Source organism: Xenorhabdus beddingii (assembly GCF_002127545.1).
Lineage (GTDB): Bacteria > Pseudomonadota > Gammaproteobacteria > Enterobacterales > Enterobacteriaceae > Xenorhabdus > Xenorhabdus beddingii.
Genome location: NZ_MUBK01000017.1, coordinates 85,196 through 99,507 on the forward strand (window position 1 = coordinate 85,196; position 14,312 = coordinate 99,507).

General features: G+C 43.4%; 12 protein-coding genes. 8 read left to right on the plus strand and 4 right to left on the minus strand.

Annotated features, from left to right (window positions below; translation table 11 throughout):
- The 4 genes from Xbed_RS11305 to Xbed_RS11320 are packed head-to-tail and all read left to right on the plus strand — an operon-like array spanning nt 1 to nt 6,300.
- Nucleotides 1-1,005, plus strand: a complete 1,005-nt coding sequence (locus Xbed_RS11305) for a ketopantoate reductase family protein (protein WP_086113029.1) — start codon at nt 1-3, stop codon at nt 1,003-1,005.
- Nucleotides 1,005-2,222 carry an aromatic ring-hydroxylating oxygenase subunit alpha gene (locus Xbed_RS11310; protein WP_086113030.1) on the plus strand — a complete coding sequence of 406 codons (1,218 nt, stop codon included), beginning with the start codon at nt 1,005-1,007 and terminating at the stop codon, nt 2,220-2,222. Before Xbed_RS11305 ends, Xbed_RS11310 begins: the two co-directional genes overlap by 1 nt.
- Nucleotides 2,219-5,530 (plus strand): non-ribosomal peptide synthetase, encoded by a 3,312-nt coding sequence (locus Xbed_RS11315; protein ID WP_086113031.1) that lies wholly within the window; start codon nt 2,219-2,221, stop codon nt 5,528-5,530. Before Xbed_RS11310 ends, Xbed_RS11315 begins: the two co-directional genes overlap by 4 nt.
- A gap of 29 nt (nt 5,531-5,559) precedes the next feature.
- Nucleotides 5,560-6,300, plus strand: coding sequence for a thioesterase II family protein (locus tag Xbed_RS11320; protein WP_086113032.1), 741 nt, complete (start codon nt 5,560-5,562; stop codon nt 6,298-6,300).
- Nucleotides 6,301-6,412: 112 nt separating this feature from the next.
- On the opposite strand, the gene znuB is transcribed toward Xbed_RS11320, so the two are convergent.
- Nucleotides 6,413-7,198 (minus strand): zinc ABC transporter permease subunit ZnuB, encoded by a 786-nt coding sequence (gene znuB / locus Xbed_RS11325; RefSeq protein ID WP_086113033.1) that lies wholly within the window; start codon nt 7,196-7,198, stop codon nt 6,413-6,415.
- Nucleotides 7,195-7,944 (minus strand): zinc ABC transporter ATP-binding protein ZnuC, encoded by a 750-nt coding sequence (znuC, locus tag Xbed_RS11330; RefSeq protein WP_086113034.1) that lies wholly within the window; start codon nt 7,942-7,944, stop codon nt 7,195-7,197. The genes znuB and znuC overlap by 4 nt, the downstream gene beginning before the upstream one ends.
- Before the next feature lie 102 nt (nt 7,945-8,046).
- Here znuC and znuA point away from each other — a divergent pair, with 102 nt between their 5' ends.
- From znuA to lpxM, 3 genes are all read left to right on the plus strand, one after another.
- Entirely contained in the window at nt 8,047-9,003 is a 957-nt protein-coding gene (znuA, locus tag Xbed_RS11335) for a zinc ABC transporter substrate-binding protein ZnuA (RefSeq protein WP_086113035.1), read from the plus strand.
- 20 nt (nt 9,004-9,023) lie between these two features.
- A complete protein-coding gene (mepM, locus tag Xbed_RS11340; protein ID WP_086113036.1) occupies nt 9,024-10,343 on the plus strand; it encodes a murein DD-endopeptidase MepM in 1,320 nt (439 codons plus the stop codon).
- Nucleotides 10,344-10,467: 124 nt separating this feature from the next.
- A complete protein-coding gene (gene lpxM, locus Xbed_RS11345) occupies nt 10,468-11,436 on the plus strand; it encodes a lauroyl-Kdo(2)-lipid IV(A) myristoyltransferase (RefSeq protein ID WP_086113037.1) in 969 nt (322 codons plus the stop codon).
- Nucleotides 11,437-11,768: 332 nt separating this feature from the next.
- Here the strand turns inward: lpxM and Xbed_RS11350 are convergent, their stop codons facing one another.
- On the minus strand, nt 11,769-12,617 hold the full coding sequence (locus Xbed_RS11350; protein ID WP_086113038.1) for a hypothetical protein: 849 nt from the start codon (nt 12,615-12,617) through the stop codon (nt 11,769-11,771).
- 212 nt (nt 12,618-12,829) lie between these two features.
- A complete protein-coding gene (locus tag Xbed_RS19420) occupies nt 12,830-13,066 on the minus strand; it encodes a hypothetical protein (RefSeq protein ID WP_139837482.1) in 237 nt (78 codons plus the stop codon).
- Nucleotides 13,067-14,006: 940 nt separating this feature from the next.
- On the opposite strand from Xbed_RS19420, the gene Xbed_RS11360 reads away from it, so the two are divergent.
- A partial coding sequence (locus Xbed_RS11360; RefSeq protein WP_139837483.1) for a hypothetical protein occupies nt 14,007-14,312 on the plus strand: 306 nt, incomplete at its 3' end.

The following is a 14,312-nucleotide window of genomic DNA, read 5'->3' on the forward strand; positions in this document are numbered from 1 at the left end:
ATGCTCAGGATAGGCATTATCGGTACAGGGGCTGTTGCGTGTTATTTAGCCCATCAATGTAAGAAACAAGGGTGTCAGGTTTTTTTACTCTCTTCACGAGGGATCAGAAACCAAGTGCTGCCTATCAGTCGAATACAGCTCAGTGATCATACAAACTCTGAGCGGGATGTGGGCGAAGATCTCGGCAGCATGATTATTGATGGCCATTTCACTGATTACGCCACGTTTCTGTCGAAAGAGTTCGATCAATTGTATGTCTGCAGCAAAACGGTCTCCAATCAACATATTTGTCAGCAATTGTCGCGCCATAAACATTGGCTCCGTGGCCCCGTTATCCTATTCCAAAACGGTTTTGCCACAGAACAGGCTTTTATTGACGAAGCATTGGGCGTCACGATCATTCGTGGTGTGCTCAATTTCTCAGTGGTCCAGCATGATATACAAAACCTGCGATTGATGTTCCTGAAAACCAGCTATCTTGGTGGCATCGAACCGTCTGAACAGGCAGACACTGATATTATGGCGGTTTTGGATTTACTCAATCGAGTCGGCATTCCCTTCGAAGGTTATGCCGATATTGCCCATAAAGTCTTTGCCAAAAATACGCTCAATGCGGCAGCTTCGGTATGTGGATTAATCCGTACCGGCGTACAGACAGCGATGCGCAATAAGAGCTCCCGATCCGTCATTCAATCGATCATTGACGAGTGTACGGTCATTGGTGAGAAAACCGGATATATCAAAGAGAGTGAAAAGTTCCGGCACCAGTCCATGGGGTACTTGATGTCAATTCCCGATTTTAATTCTTCTTTGGTGCTGGATGTTATTAATGGCAGAGAAACAGAGGCTGATACTCTGCTTGCGTCCTTTATCAAACTCAGCCAACGGGTCGATGTTGCGACCCCGAATCTGCATTTTGTTTATCGTTATTTCGATTTTTACAACAGGTATATAACCCAATCCCGGACATTCACGCAGACTATTCTGGTTGAAGGAGATGCTTAATGAGTGATACTACAGTCGATATGACCGCCCTGTTACTTGAAGGCGGTGAGGGTGTTCTGCAAAATGTATTTTCTCCTTATGCTGATTATTTCGTCGATATGATCGGCCAGCATAGTGCGCATATTTCGACTGAACCGGTTGGAATATATGAAAGTCAAGTCAACCACTATATCTGTCAGGATTATTTTCGTTACGAACAGCAAGAACTGTGGAAACGCATCCCGCAGTTTATCGCCCCCGGCCAAACATTGGAAAAAATAGGCGACTTTATCTCGGTTGATTATCCAGGCCGCGTTCCCATGATTGTCAGCAAAGTGGAGGATGATCGCTGTGCCGTATTTGAAAATGTCTGCCCGCATCGGGGAGCCAGGCTTGAATCTCATAAAGAGGGATGCAAAAAAGCGTTTGTTTGCCCTTATCACAGTTGGTCATTCAGCCATCAGGGACATTTGCTGGCTGCACGTTGGCGAGAGGTTTTTCCTGAAATACCTGAGCAATATCGTTCGCTTAATGCAATTAATGTTCAACAAAGATTCGGGATGTTGTGGCAAATGCCGGGCGAGCTTAATCCTGCACTTTCGCTGGAACATTGGTTTTCTGCTATTGACGATCAAATTTCGGCTATTGGTTTTGAACAGCATAAGTTGCTGAATTCCCGGGAGAGAATGGTCAATGCCAACTGGAAGTTACTGATTGAAAATTTTATTGAATATTATCATGTTCAGTCTCTGCACCGGAACAGTTTGGCGCCCACATTGAATGGTCAGCTTTATTCTCTGGATTCTTTTGCCCAGCACGGTCGGATCTTGACGCCACTGAAAAATCTGGCTCAAGTGCGCCAACAAACCCCCCATAAGACACGCCGGGAAATGGTTGCCACTTATTTATTGTTCCCGAACGTGATTATTGGGGTGCAGCCTTACCATGTGTTTGTCTCCTTTTACCACCCCGTATCGGTCAATCAAACCTGGTCGAAAACGTTCAATTTTATCCATAAAGCAGATGAAGTCATCAGTGAGGTCTGTCAGTTGGATGTGGAGTATCTGGCTGAGGCTTTGGAGGAGGACTATGAAGCGATTGAGCAAGTCCAAAGAAATTTGCAGACGTGTAACGCTCCGAGCCTGCTGTATGGGGAAGCCGAAGCGCTTATCGGCCAGTTACATCGCAATTTGGCAGCGATTCTGCATCAAAGTGGCAAGGAGGCAGGCCGGGTATGAATGAGATGAAAAATCAGCGGGGCGGGATTGTTGAGATTGATGAAGTCTTGGCATCTGCGGGTCAGCAAGACGTGTGGCTGGCAGAACAATTGACCGAAAAACAACTCTATATTGTGCCAGTGACCTACGAGTTAATCGGCCCGTTGGATCAGGGCAAGTTACTGGATGCGATTTCACACACGATACAAAGTAGTGAAGCATTTCGTACTGCATTTATCGAAGATGAACAGGGATTGGTTCAGCATATTTATCCTGAAATTGAATTACCCGTGACCGTGATTGATCTAGTTGGGCAAGCCCCTCGATTGGAGGAAAAAGAACGCCTGAAACTGGCCTTGACGTATTGCCAGCATAATTTGGAAACGCCATTTACGTTGAACCAGCCCGGACTGGCCCGCTTTTTATTGATTAGATTAGGAGAACAGAACCATATTCTGCATTTTTGTCTCCATCATCTGATTTGCGACAATGATTCCGTGGCATTGATCCTCAATCATATTTCTACTGCTTATGCCGGTGAACCGCTACCTTGTGATGATACTGGCGTTGATTCCTTTGAATATGCTGAATTTGCTGCCTGGCAGGATGAACTGCTGCGCGGCGGTTATTTAGCTGATGATAAAGCCTATTGGCTTCAGGAGTTGGTGGGGATAGATGGCCGGTTGGAACTGACTGTCGGGAACCCCATGCCGGCAAAAAGTGAACAAGGGGGGATGACCCGGCACCTGCTAGATCCTACTTTAGTCCGCTCGTTCAATCATTGTGCCTCGACTTTGGGTATTTCACCGGCACTGGCTTATTTCACCGTATATGCTTCGCTGTTGTATCGATTGACCGGCCAACAAACCATGGTGTTTGGTGTTCCGGCTTCCTTGCGGGATGATCAACGTTTGGAAAAAACGATAGGTTACTTTATCAATGTGCTACCGATTAAAGTGATATTTCATCCGCAAATCAGCTTTGCCGATATTGCCGCCCAGCTTAGCCGTCAGCTTTATAACGGCATTGAACACCAGCAATTTCCTTACAGCCATATCGTGCGCAGTGTCAGCGATGCACAACAGATATCTCAGGCACCTTTATTCAATGTGATGTACAACTATTTTGTGGGGCAGGGAGACTGGGCATTGCCCGGAACCCGTTCCCGTCAACATGAACTTGCCCCGATCGGGGGGAAATTTCCTTTGACGCTGTTTGTGATCCATCTCGTTGACACCGTAGAGGTATGTTTTGAATACCAATACAACCATGTTGTGGCGGATTACAGCGGAGTATTAAACGACAGTTATCAGCAATTATGTACCGCGATGAGCCGTGATGCTTCTCAGTCGGTTTTGGCGTTGCCGTTGTTGAATGAGCTAGACTATCAACGCCAGGTTCTGACATTTAATCAAACCGATGCCCCCTTTACGGGCGATTTCTGCCAGCATTTTTTCCATCAGTTGAACTCTGAGCCTGAGTTAATGGCGGTTGAATATTGGGTTGGATCACGTACCGAACAATTGAGCTACCAAAAACTATTCAACCTAAGCCAACGGGTGGCCGACGAATTACGCCGTCATATCATTACAGCAACAACAAGACAGGCTAAGGTCGTGATTTTTTCCGGCGCCAGCCCTCTGGCTTTGGCCACTATCGTTGCTTGTTTGATAGAGGGCATAATCTGGATACCCGTAGACGACCATTTGCCACTTAATCGCTTGTTGCTGATTATTGAAGATGCCTGTCCTGATGCCATCGTGGTAGAGAAAAGCAGGGGAGCGGGCAAAGCGGCGTCATTGACAGCAGCGCTGGCGCGTTTTAATACCCCCGTTATTGCGTTGTGCAACGAATGGGGAACGGAGAATGGCGGCAACATTCATCCCAACCCTTTAGTTTCCCGATGGGGATCTCCTGCAGACAATAATGACCTTTGCTACATGATTTATACCTCCGGTACGACGGGTAAGCCCAAAGGGGTTGAGGTTTATCGCAAGGGGCTGAACAACTATCTGAACTGGGCGGCACAAACCTACATGCCGCCGGGTGCCCGTGATTTTGCTGGGCTGGGCGTGCCAGTGACCACTTCTTTCGGATTTGATGCCTCTATTACCAGCTTGCTCCTGCCATTAATTACACGGGGGCACGTTATGCTTTTTGCAGGGCAGGACCGTCAGGATGGGGCATTACTGCGCTTACTTGAACTGAATAAGCCTTTGGGATTAATGAAAACGACGCCTTCGCAATTGGAACATCTGGCGTTAAATCTGGAGCAGAAGCAGACATCACTGGATATCAAAGTCATTGTGGTAGGTGGTGAACAGATGAGCCGCGCACATCTCGATTATCTTAAGACCATTGCCCCTGAAAGCGTCAGTTTTAATGAGTACGGACCAACAGAGACGGTTGTTGGTTGTTGCGTGGAACGGTTGAATATTGAGGGCGAAGAGACTCAAAGCCGTCAGGGGGGGCTACCGATAGGATCGCCCATTGCCAACACGCGGATGTATGTACTCAATGAACGGGGCTGTCATCAACCGCCAGGGGTGAGGGGTGAACTGTTCATCGGGGGTGAGGGGGTGGCTAAAGGATATTGGCAACGACCCGATTTAACCGCCTCTGCATTCATCGAAGATACCATCTCGAATGTTAAGGGGGGACGATTGTACAAAACGGGTGACCTGGCTTGTTTCACAAAAGAGAACAAACTGTTGTGCCTGGGGCGAAAAGACAAGCAGATCAAACTTCGGGGCTACCGGATTGAACCGGAAGAGATTGAATCATGGATTAAACAGGTTTCGGATATTGATAAGGCCGTCGTCGTCATTGAAAAACAGCCCCATGAGCGGCTCTGTGGCTATTTGGTCACGGCAGCCATGTTCACAGGCAATACCGGCCAACTCATTGATAAGGTGAAACAACATCTGCAAGGTCAATTGCCGAATTACATGATCCCAACACAGTGGCGGGTGATTGAATCAATCCCTTATACCATGAGCAATAAGATCGATACGGCTGCTTTACTGGCATTGGGGCAGAGCCCATGCTCTCCTGAGACAGCGGCGGGTGTGGAATTTGACTCCGATATCGCCAGACAAGTCTTGTCTCATTTCAGTGAGGCGCTAAATCGCCATGTTGTTTCGCAGGAAGATAATTTCTTTGAGCTAGGGGGAGATTCTCTGATGGCAGTACGTCTGCTGGCAAAAATTAACGTACATTTTGCCATCGACATTAAACTAAAAACCTTCTACCAGCGGGCATCCCTGATAAACCTGATTACGTTGGTGGAAGAGGGGCTAAATCCTGGCAAACCGCATATCGACGAGTGAGTTCAGAAATAGGAATACAGGAGCATAGTTTGGAAAACAACCGATTGTTCATTAGACCAAAATTGAGCAGTAGCCCGAAATTGAGGGTATTTTGCTTCCCCTATGCAGGAGGCTCGGCGAAGACTTATCTTGACTGGGCGGAACATTTCAGTGATGACATTGAAATTGTTGCTGTGCAACCACCGGGACGGGCAACTCGAATTGACGAAGCCCCCTATGAAAACGTGCATTCACTGGTCGATGAGTTAATGGCTTATGCTGCATTTATTACGCAGACTCCCTACGTTTTTATCGGACATAGTTTAGGATGCCGAGTGGCATTTGAACTTGCCTGTCAATTGCAATCCCTGACTTATCCCGCCCCGGTGCATTTCTTTGCATCAGGGTGTCCGGCACCGCATTTAAGGGATACTCATCCCAATACCTACGATTTACCCCATGAGGCGTTTATCCATGAGTTGCAAAAAATGAATGGGGCGACTGATGAAGTGCTATTGAATAACGAACTGATGGCGCTGATGCTACCTGTTTTAAGGGCAGATTTTAAAATGGCCGAAACCTATCGGGCAAAACGATTTATTTTAAAAAGCCCGATAACGGTTTTAAGTGGTGAATCTGATCCCGATATTAAACCCATCGAACTTTATGCCTGGTCAGAGTTATCCAGCGAAAACCTGACCATACAGTCTATTCCGGGGGATCATTTTTTTATCGATCAAAATAAAGAAAAGGTGATAAAGATTATGGCATCTTTACTGGAATCAATGTGACGGAAATTAATGTAATGGAAATCAATGTAATGGAAATCAATGTGCAGGCCGCTAAAAGTGCTTGCACATTGAAGTCGTAGGTTGAACGGCCAAGAACATACGGGGATAAATATCAGCTCTTTACCTTAGCCGTCAAACTCAGTGCAAATAATATGGCGGCACAAAGCACAACCGAAGGTCCGGCGGGTGTGTTATAAAATGCTGACAAGGTTAATCCCCCGGTGACAGCAAACATACCGACAAGGACGGCAAAAACGGCCATTTGCTCCGGTGTACGGGAGAAACGGCGCGCAGTGGCGGCAGGAATAATCAGCAGGGAAGTGATGATTAACGCCCCGACGAATTTCATGGCCAGGCCAATGGTCAGGGCGGTCACTAACATCAACAGAAAGCGCAGCCGCTGAATTTTAATGCCATCAACAAAGGCCAGATCTTGGCTGACTGTCATGGATAGCAGAGCACGCCACTGCCATGTCAGCAACCCGACAACAATGACGACACCCGTTGCAATCAGCCAGAGATCTTCATAAGTCACAGACAGCAGATCGCCAAATAAATAAGCCATCATGTCAACCCGTACACTGGTCATAAAACTGACAACGACTAAACCCAGCGATAGCGCACTATGAGCCAGAATCCCCAACAGGGTATCAACAGCCAATTGTGGGCGTTTTTCCAGCCAGACTAAAATAATGGCCAATATGAGTGTCACCGCGATAACGGCATAAAACGGGTTGACATTCAGTAAAAAACCAAATGCAACACCGAGCAATGATGCGTGCGCCAGTGTGTCACCAAAATAGGACATTCTGCGCCAAACCACAAAAGAACCCAGAGGGCCTGCGGCCATCGCCAATAAAATTCCGGCCAGCCAGCCGGGAAGCAATAATTCAATCATCGACGTGGTTCTCCACCGTTTTTAAAAATCACTTTCCCTTTCAGGTCATGATGATGATTGTGATGATGACGGTAAACGGCCAGTTGCTCCGCACCATGATGCCCAAACATGGCGATGAATTCTGGGTGCATTGAGACAACTTCCGGTGTGCCGGAACAGCAAATATGTTGATTAAGGCACAAAACTTCGTCTGTTTTCGCCATTACTAAGTGCAGGTCATGGGATACCATAAGTACAGCGCAGTTAAGTTCTGTTCTGATTTGATTGATTAAATCGTACAGCGCCAATTGACCATTGACGTCAACACCTTGTGTCGGCTCATCAAGAACCAAAAGCTGAGGGTGATTGAGTAAGGCTCTGGCGAGTAATACCCGCTGCGTTTCTCCACCTGACAGTTTTTGCATGGGTTGCTCCAATAAATGGGCAGCGTTGACCCGATTTAATACTGGCATGATATCTGCTGATTTCACGTTGGGTCTTAGCATCATGAAGCGCTTGACAGTCAGTGGCAGAGTGGGATCAAGGTTAAGTTTCTGTGGAACATAACCAATTTTCAACGCGGTAATATGTTCGATGGTGCCCGAAGAGGGCTGGACTAAACCAAGAACAACACGGACTAGCGTTGATTTTCCTGCTCCGTTTGGACCAATGAGCGTCAGAATTTTACCTTGTTTTAGATTGAACGAAATATTGTTCAGTACCTTGCGGTGGTTAAATTCAACCGTAATATTTTTTAGGGTGATCATATTTTTAGAGTGATCATAGTTGACATGTTAAAAGTGTCTTGCAGTATCATTGAAATGTTATAATATAACAAAATTCAATTTGCTGCAGGGAATATTCATATTATGTTACACAAACCACAGAAATACGTGCATAAGTTTTTTCCTAAGATCGCGTTGGCTACTGCGCTGGTGGCTGGAGTGAATGGCTTTGCACAGGCCGATGTTGTCACATCTATTCGTCCATTGGGTTTTATTGCTGCTGCCATTGCTGACGGTGTAACAAATACTCAAGTGCTTTTGCCTGATGGCGCTTCTCCACATGATTATGCTTTACGACCTCTGGATGTACAGAAGATCAATCAGGCGGATTTGGTTGTCTGGATTGGCCCGGATATGGAAACATTTTTGGCGAAGCCGATAGCGAAAATTGATCGAAACAAACAACTGGAATTGGCTAATTTACCCACAATAAAACCCTTGTTATTGAAAAATAGCGAAGATAATAATCACATAAGTGAATCGAATCAGCCTAAACATGAAACCGATCACGAACATCATCATCACGGTGAATATAATATGCATCTTTGGCTTTCTCCAGAGATTGCAGAGAAAGCGGCTCAGGCAATATATGATCAGCTCGTTGAGCAATACCCTCAACAAAAGCAACGGTTACAAGTAAACCTACGTAAATTCAATGGACAGCTCACGCAAACTGACAAGAATATTGCTAATATTTTAAATCCTGTACTTAAACAGGGGTATTTTGTTTTTCATGATGCGTATGGCTACTTTGAAAAACATTACAAATTAGCTCCACGAGGCGTTTTTACGGTTAATCCTGAAATACAGCCGGGAGCTAAAAAATTACACTATATACGAACACAATTGGTTGAGCAGAAAGTTAAATGTATTTTTGCTGAACCTCAATTCAGGCCAGCCGTCATTCATGCCGTAGCAAAAGGTACTGATGTCCGTATCGGAGTGCTTGATCCGTTGGGAAGCGGCATCGTATTGAGTAGGGACAGCTATATGAAATTTATAACTCAGTTGTCAAAGCAATACGCGAGCTGCCTGAATTAGTACAATAAGGAATTTTATTAGTGCAGCAAATAGCTAAAACGCTTGTTTTGGTATACAACAACCTGCCCAAGCCACATAAGTTCATGCTGGGTTCTTTGACGTTAGTTACGTTGGCTGTGGCGGTGTGGAGGCCGGTTGTTTACCATGATCGAGAGGAACGGACAGGTAACATTATTATCAGCACCCCCAGTAGTAGTAGCCTCCCTGATGCGACAGATGATGTGGCAGGGGATGTTAATGAGCAGTTCCCCGATGAAGGGATCGCAGATGAGGAAAGTGGCTCGGATGCCGCCGCAAATGTTCCCCATCAATATGTCGTTTCCAATGGTGACACTTTAAGCTCCATTTTGACTCAATTTGGTATTGATTCCTCTGATGTTGCGCTATTGGCAAACCAATACAAGGCATTGCGCAATTTGGGTATTGGTCAGTCATTGTCATGGTCCGTTGATGAAAATGGTAATTTGAAAACCCTGACGTGGGATATATCACGCCGTGAAACCCGCACTTATACCCGCGAAGGAGACACCTTCAACGAAGCGCAGGAATTCCAAAAAGGGGAATGGAAAAACAGTGTCATCGCAGGCACAGTCAATGGCAGCTTTAATGGCAGTGCGCTTACTGCCGGCTTGACCAGCAGCGAAGCCAGAGAAGTGACAAAAGCGCTGCAATGGCAAATAGATTTTCGCAAATTGCGCAAAGGTGATCGTTTTTCTGTGTTGATGTCCCGTGAAATGCTTGATGGCAAAAGTGAACAGAGCCAGTTGTTGGGGGTTCGCTTACAGAGTGGCGGAAATGATTATTACGCTTTCCGTTCTAATGACGGGCGTTTTTATGATAGTCATGCTTCAGGTCTGGAACGGGGTTTCCTGCGTTTTCCGACAACGAAACAATTCAGGGTCTCATCCCCTTTTAATCCACATCGCTTAAATCCGGTAACCGGGCGGATCACCGCACATAAAGGGATTGATTTTGCCATGCCGGTAGGAACTCCGGTTCTGGCGGTGGGTGATGGCGAAGTTATCGTCTCCAAGTTTGATGGCGCGGCAGGAAATTTCATCGCCATCAGGCACGGTCGCCAATACACGACTCGATATATGCACTTGAGAAAATTATTGGTAAAACCAGGCCAGAAAGTAAAACGAGGTGAGCGTATTGCGTTATCGGGAAATACCGGCCGTTCGACTGGCCCGCATTTACATTTTGAATTCTGGGATAACCAACAGCCGGTTAATCCACTCACGGCAAAATTGCCGCGTTCTGGTGGGTTAAGTGGTAAAGAGCGAGCCGAATATATAGCAATGGTTCAGGAGATGAAACCTAAATTATTGCTGGATTGAATGTGTTGATTCTTCGATTATAGACAGACATAAAAGCGGATGATTGCTATCATCCGCTTTTATGTTATTTTTTGTCGGAAACTTGCGTTTTGGAAGCGAGTGTTGGAATCATCAGAGTTGGCTCATGAATAAAGAGAAAAATACAGAGAGTAAAATGGGACATGTCCCTCGGTTTCATCGATCTTATTTGCATCCCCGTTATTGGGGGCTTTGGGCTGGCGTAGGTGTATTAGCGGGACTGGCTTATATCCCGGTGAAATGGCGTGACCCATTGCTGGCCAAGTTAGGTATTTGGGCGGGCAGAAAAGCAAAAAGTGCCCGTCGTAGGGCAAAAATCAACTTAATTTACTGTTTTCCTGAATTGACGGAACAGCAACGCGAAGACTTAATCGATCGCATGTTTGCCTCCGCACCTCAATCATTCGTCATGTTGGCGGAACTTTGCCTGAGAGGTGCAAAACCGACCCTTGAGCGTACTCGGTGGCATGGCGAAGACATTATTCAAACCCTGAAAGCCCAGAACAAGAATGTCATTTTTATGGTTCCCCATGGGTGGGCAATTGATATACCCGCTATGCTTTTGTCAGCACGTGGCTACAAAATATCAGGTATGTTTCACCATCAAAGCAATCCTGTGGCTGACTATTTATGGAATAAAGCACGCCAATACTTTGGTGGTCAATTGCATTCCCGTGACGCAGGAATTAAACCCTTTATTGCATCGATACGTGGGGGAGCTTGGGGGTATTATTTGCCTGATCAGGATCATGGCGAAGAACACAGCGAATTTGTCGATTTCTTTGCCACTTACAAAGCGACACTGCCTGCACTTGGGCGTTTAAAGAAAGTATGCCGCGCTGCGGTTGTCCCGTTATTTCCGGTTTATAACTGCCAAACCCATCAGTTGGATATTTATATTCGCCCACCCATGGACGACATAGCAGAGCAGGATGATGCTTATATTGCCCGCCGCATGAATCAGGAATTAGAAGAATTGGTTAAACCTAATCCTGAACAATATACCTGGATCTTAAAATTGCTCAAGACGCGCAAAGAAGGGGATATTGAGCCTTATAAAAGGACCGATCTTTAGTGATTAACCTGAATTTCGCTTAAAAAAGAAACCCAGTGCCTGAGATAGACTGAACGTTCTTATCAAAAAGAATAGGGTTGTTGAGTTACTCAGGCATGAGGGGTATTAGTTCAGATGAGATCTGACACTTCGATTTGAAAAGAAGAGAGTTACCCGCTTTGATTTAAGATTCATCACCTTTAATTAAAGCGGGTCTTATCAACCTTTTGTTGCGCTTCATATGGGCCAGCAAGGTATTACCTTGATTTATCGACCATCATGAGTTGCATTATGCTGTCCTTCTTGGGTTACTCGCTCCCTGCAGTTATTCTGATACACAATTACAATTTTTATTAATTTATATTAATTTGATCTCCTTGATCATAAGTAAAAAGGATATCTTCATTCTTATTCTGAGGGAATGTTATTTTGATAATAGGTATTAATGTACCGGTAGATTGATAAAAATCTTTTTGATCATGTTGCGCATCTTGTAACCCATCATTTTGATAAAAAAAGGCTTCTATCGGTAATTTCTCCGGAATATCTTGCTCCCAAGTCGCCAAAAGCAATTCATTGTTCGATGGTAAATCAATAAGAGAGCGAACTTTAATCGCTTGCATAAAGATATTTGCACTGCCATCACCAGTCACATCAAAACCACATTGAGCATCACGATTATTTGCGTAATAATTAACCCATTGTTCTGCTGTGGTAACATTTTGTTGTTGACAAGAACCTCTATTTTGATGCCCTAACGAAGAGCCACATCCTTTATCACTTCTATCATCTGTGTCTCCATCAATAGGAAAATAACAGAGAGCTTCAGGATTAACTTTAGGACTATCTATATTATCAAGATATGGGGAAAATATATAACCATTATGATGATTGCCGTATAATGCAATAACTTTAACATCAGATCTTAGATAAGAGAATGAAACACTTCCCCTGCTTTGAGACTTTGGGCTAGGGTTCCATGAGTGATATTTATTTGACGCAACAGTTCCCCTTATTAATACTCCTGAGCATAAAAATATCGGAAGTCCATCATCCCCACAGTATATTTGATTATCAAAATACCTTTGAGTGATTTTTTTTGCAACATCGTACCCGGTATCTGAATTAGCATTGGTGGTAGAAATAAAAAATGCCAATGTCATATACAGAAATAATTTAATCATTAATTTTATTCTTGCCATAATATCCACCTGTAAATTTTTAATTTCTGATGAGATTTATTAATGTTTTAAAGAGGCATTGGTTTATAGGGCACATAGATAATTCAAAAAATGATAATATCTATCAGTCGCAATATATTTGTTTTATTATGCACCAACATCTTATTAAAAATATTATACTTTATTTAAAGTGTGATAATGCTTATATAACTTGTCTTCATGCCTCAGAAAAATCATACTCTGTGCCTGATTCCTACTACATAATCAACCAGCACAGTTTGCCCGGAAGCCATACCGGTATAGATGGGGACAGTTACCTCTAAATTATCTAACCTATAATAATCTCCTTTTGTTAGTAGTGTGCCATTATTACCTGTAGTTTCTGGAACAGTTGGGAAATAATCCGGTAAACTGGATGATATTTTTTCAATATTTACAGTTGCTGTTTTAGATTGTGCACTATTATCCAATAGTGTTGCTACAGTATAATACCTTGGATAAGTTAATTAGTAATTTAAAATGTTGACCAGAGAAATCAATGTTGCCTTATTAGATAAGTCTGTTCCCATATCTGTTGTTACTGTCATTTTGGTTGATTTTTATTTTTATGTTATTATTTCAATAAATAATTATTTTATCCTCCATAATTTTATGAAATTTAATTTAAAATCCGATCTGTTTATTTTTTGGCAGTATCTTAGATTAAAATCATAAATGCAATACATACATTAAAAATGCAACTATATGTTAAAATGACCATTTTATGGTATACACACTCGCCTTTTATTGGTTATTTATTAATCTTCCGGCATTCTATAGGGTTCTGTCACATTAAATCCTTACCCAATATGATGTTATTTTTTTGATAGCGAACTTTGACGATGTCCCGGCATCCGAAATGCGTTCAAACGTTGACAAGAATTGGTTTGGCATTCAATCCTGATGGTCACTAAATCAAGGATAGCTCTTTAGTGATTAACCTGAATTTCGCTTAAAAAAGACACTCAATGCCTGAGATAGACTGAACGTTCTTATCAAAGAGAACACGATTGTTGAGCTATTCAGGCATGAGAAATTTTGACTGATTTTACTGCTTCATTGATGATTTTTTTAAAACCAATTCCTTTTTGTTATCACTAATAGAGAGGAAATACCATCATTGGTGGACAGGGAGATTTTGAAATAGACTTAAAAAAAACAGAATGTAATGATGATTACGGGACACAGATCCCATTTTATTAATGAATGGTTCAAATATTTCTTGCTGTTCAGTGATAACTATTTTGAATGACTCTAATTTGAATTTTCTAACTAATATTATAAGCAAGAATGGGTAAATGTCGCTCAGAATATGAAGTGTCGAGTAAAATTCTCAGCTATATAATAGAAATATTTTTGGAGTATTTGTATATGTCATTAAATTTTAGAGGATTTATTGGCTTTTTTATTTTGTTTTATATATTACTGATACCTCCTGCAATAGCTAATGCTTTAGCTGAGGGTAATATGAAAACAGCAAAGCCATATACTCATTCACAAAAAAACAACGATATTTCAGAAATTGATACGCCACATGTAGTGAGTAGTCATATTCAAACAATAAGCAATATTTTAACCTCTTCTCCTGCTGAATTGGCAGAACAAGCCAAATCCTACGCTTTGGGTAAATTTAACCGCACCGTCACTTCTGAAGCGCAAAAATGGCTCTCACAGTTT

Coding starts and splice junctions, on each gene's coding strand:
- Xbed_RS11305 (WP_086113029.1), top strand. CDS start 1: ATGCTCAGGATAGGCATTATCGGTACAGGGGCTGTTGCGTGTTATTTA.
- Xbed_RS11310 (WP_086113030.1), top strand. CDS start 1,005: ATGAGTGATACTACAGTCGATATGACCGCCCTGTTACTTGAAGGCGGT.
- Xbed_RS11315 (WP_086113031.1), top strand. CDS start 2,219: ATGAATGAGATGAAAAATCAGCGGGGCGGGATTGTTGAGATTGATGAA.
- znuB (WP_086113033.1), bottom strand. CDS start 7,198: ATGATTGAATTATTGCTTCCCGGCTGGCTGGCCGGAATTTTATTGGCG.
- znuC (WP_086113034.1), bottom strand. CDS start 7,944: ATGATCACCCTAAAAAATATTACGGTTGAATTTAACCACCGCAAGGTA.
- znuA (WP_086113035.1), top strand. CDS start 8,047: ATGTTACACAAACCACAGAAATACGTGCATAAGTTTTTTCCTAAGATC.
- lpxM (WP_086113037.1), top strand. CDS start 10,468: ATGAATAAAGAGAAAAATACAGAGAGTAAAATGGGACATGTCCCTCGG.
- Xbed_RS11350 (WP_086113038.1), bottom strand. CDS start 12,617: ATGGCAAGAATAAAATTAATGATTAAATTATTTCTGTATATGACATTG.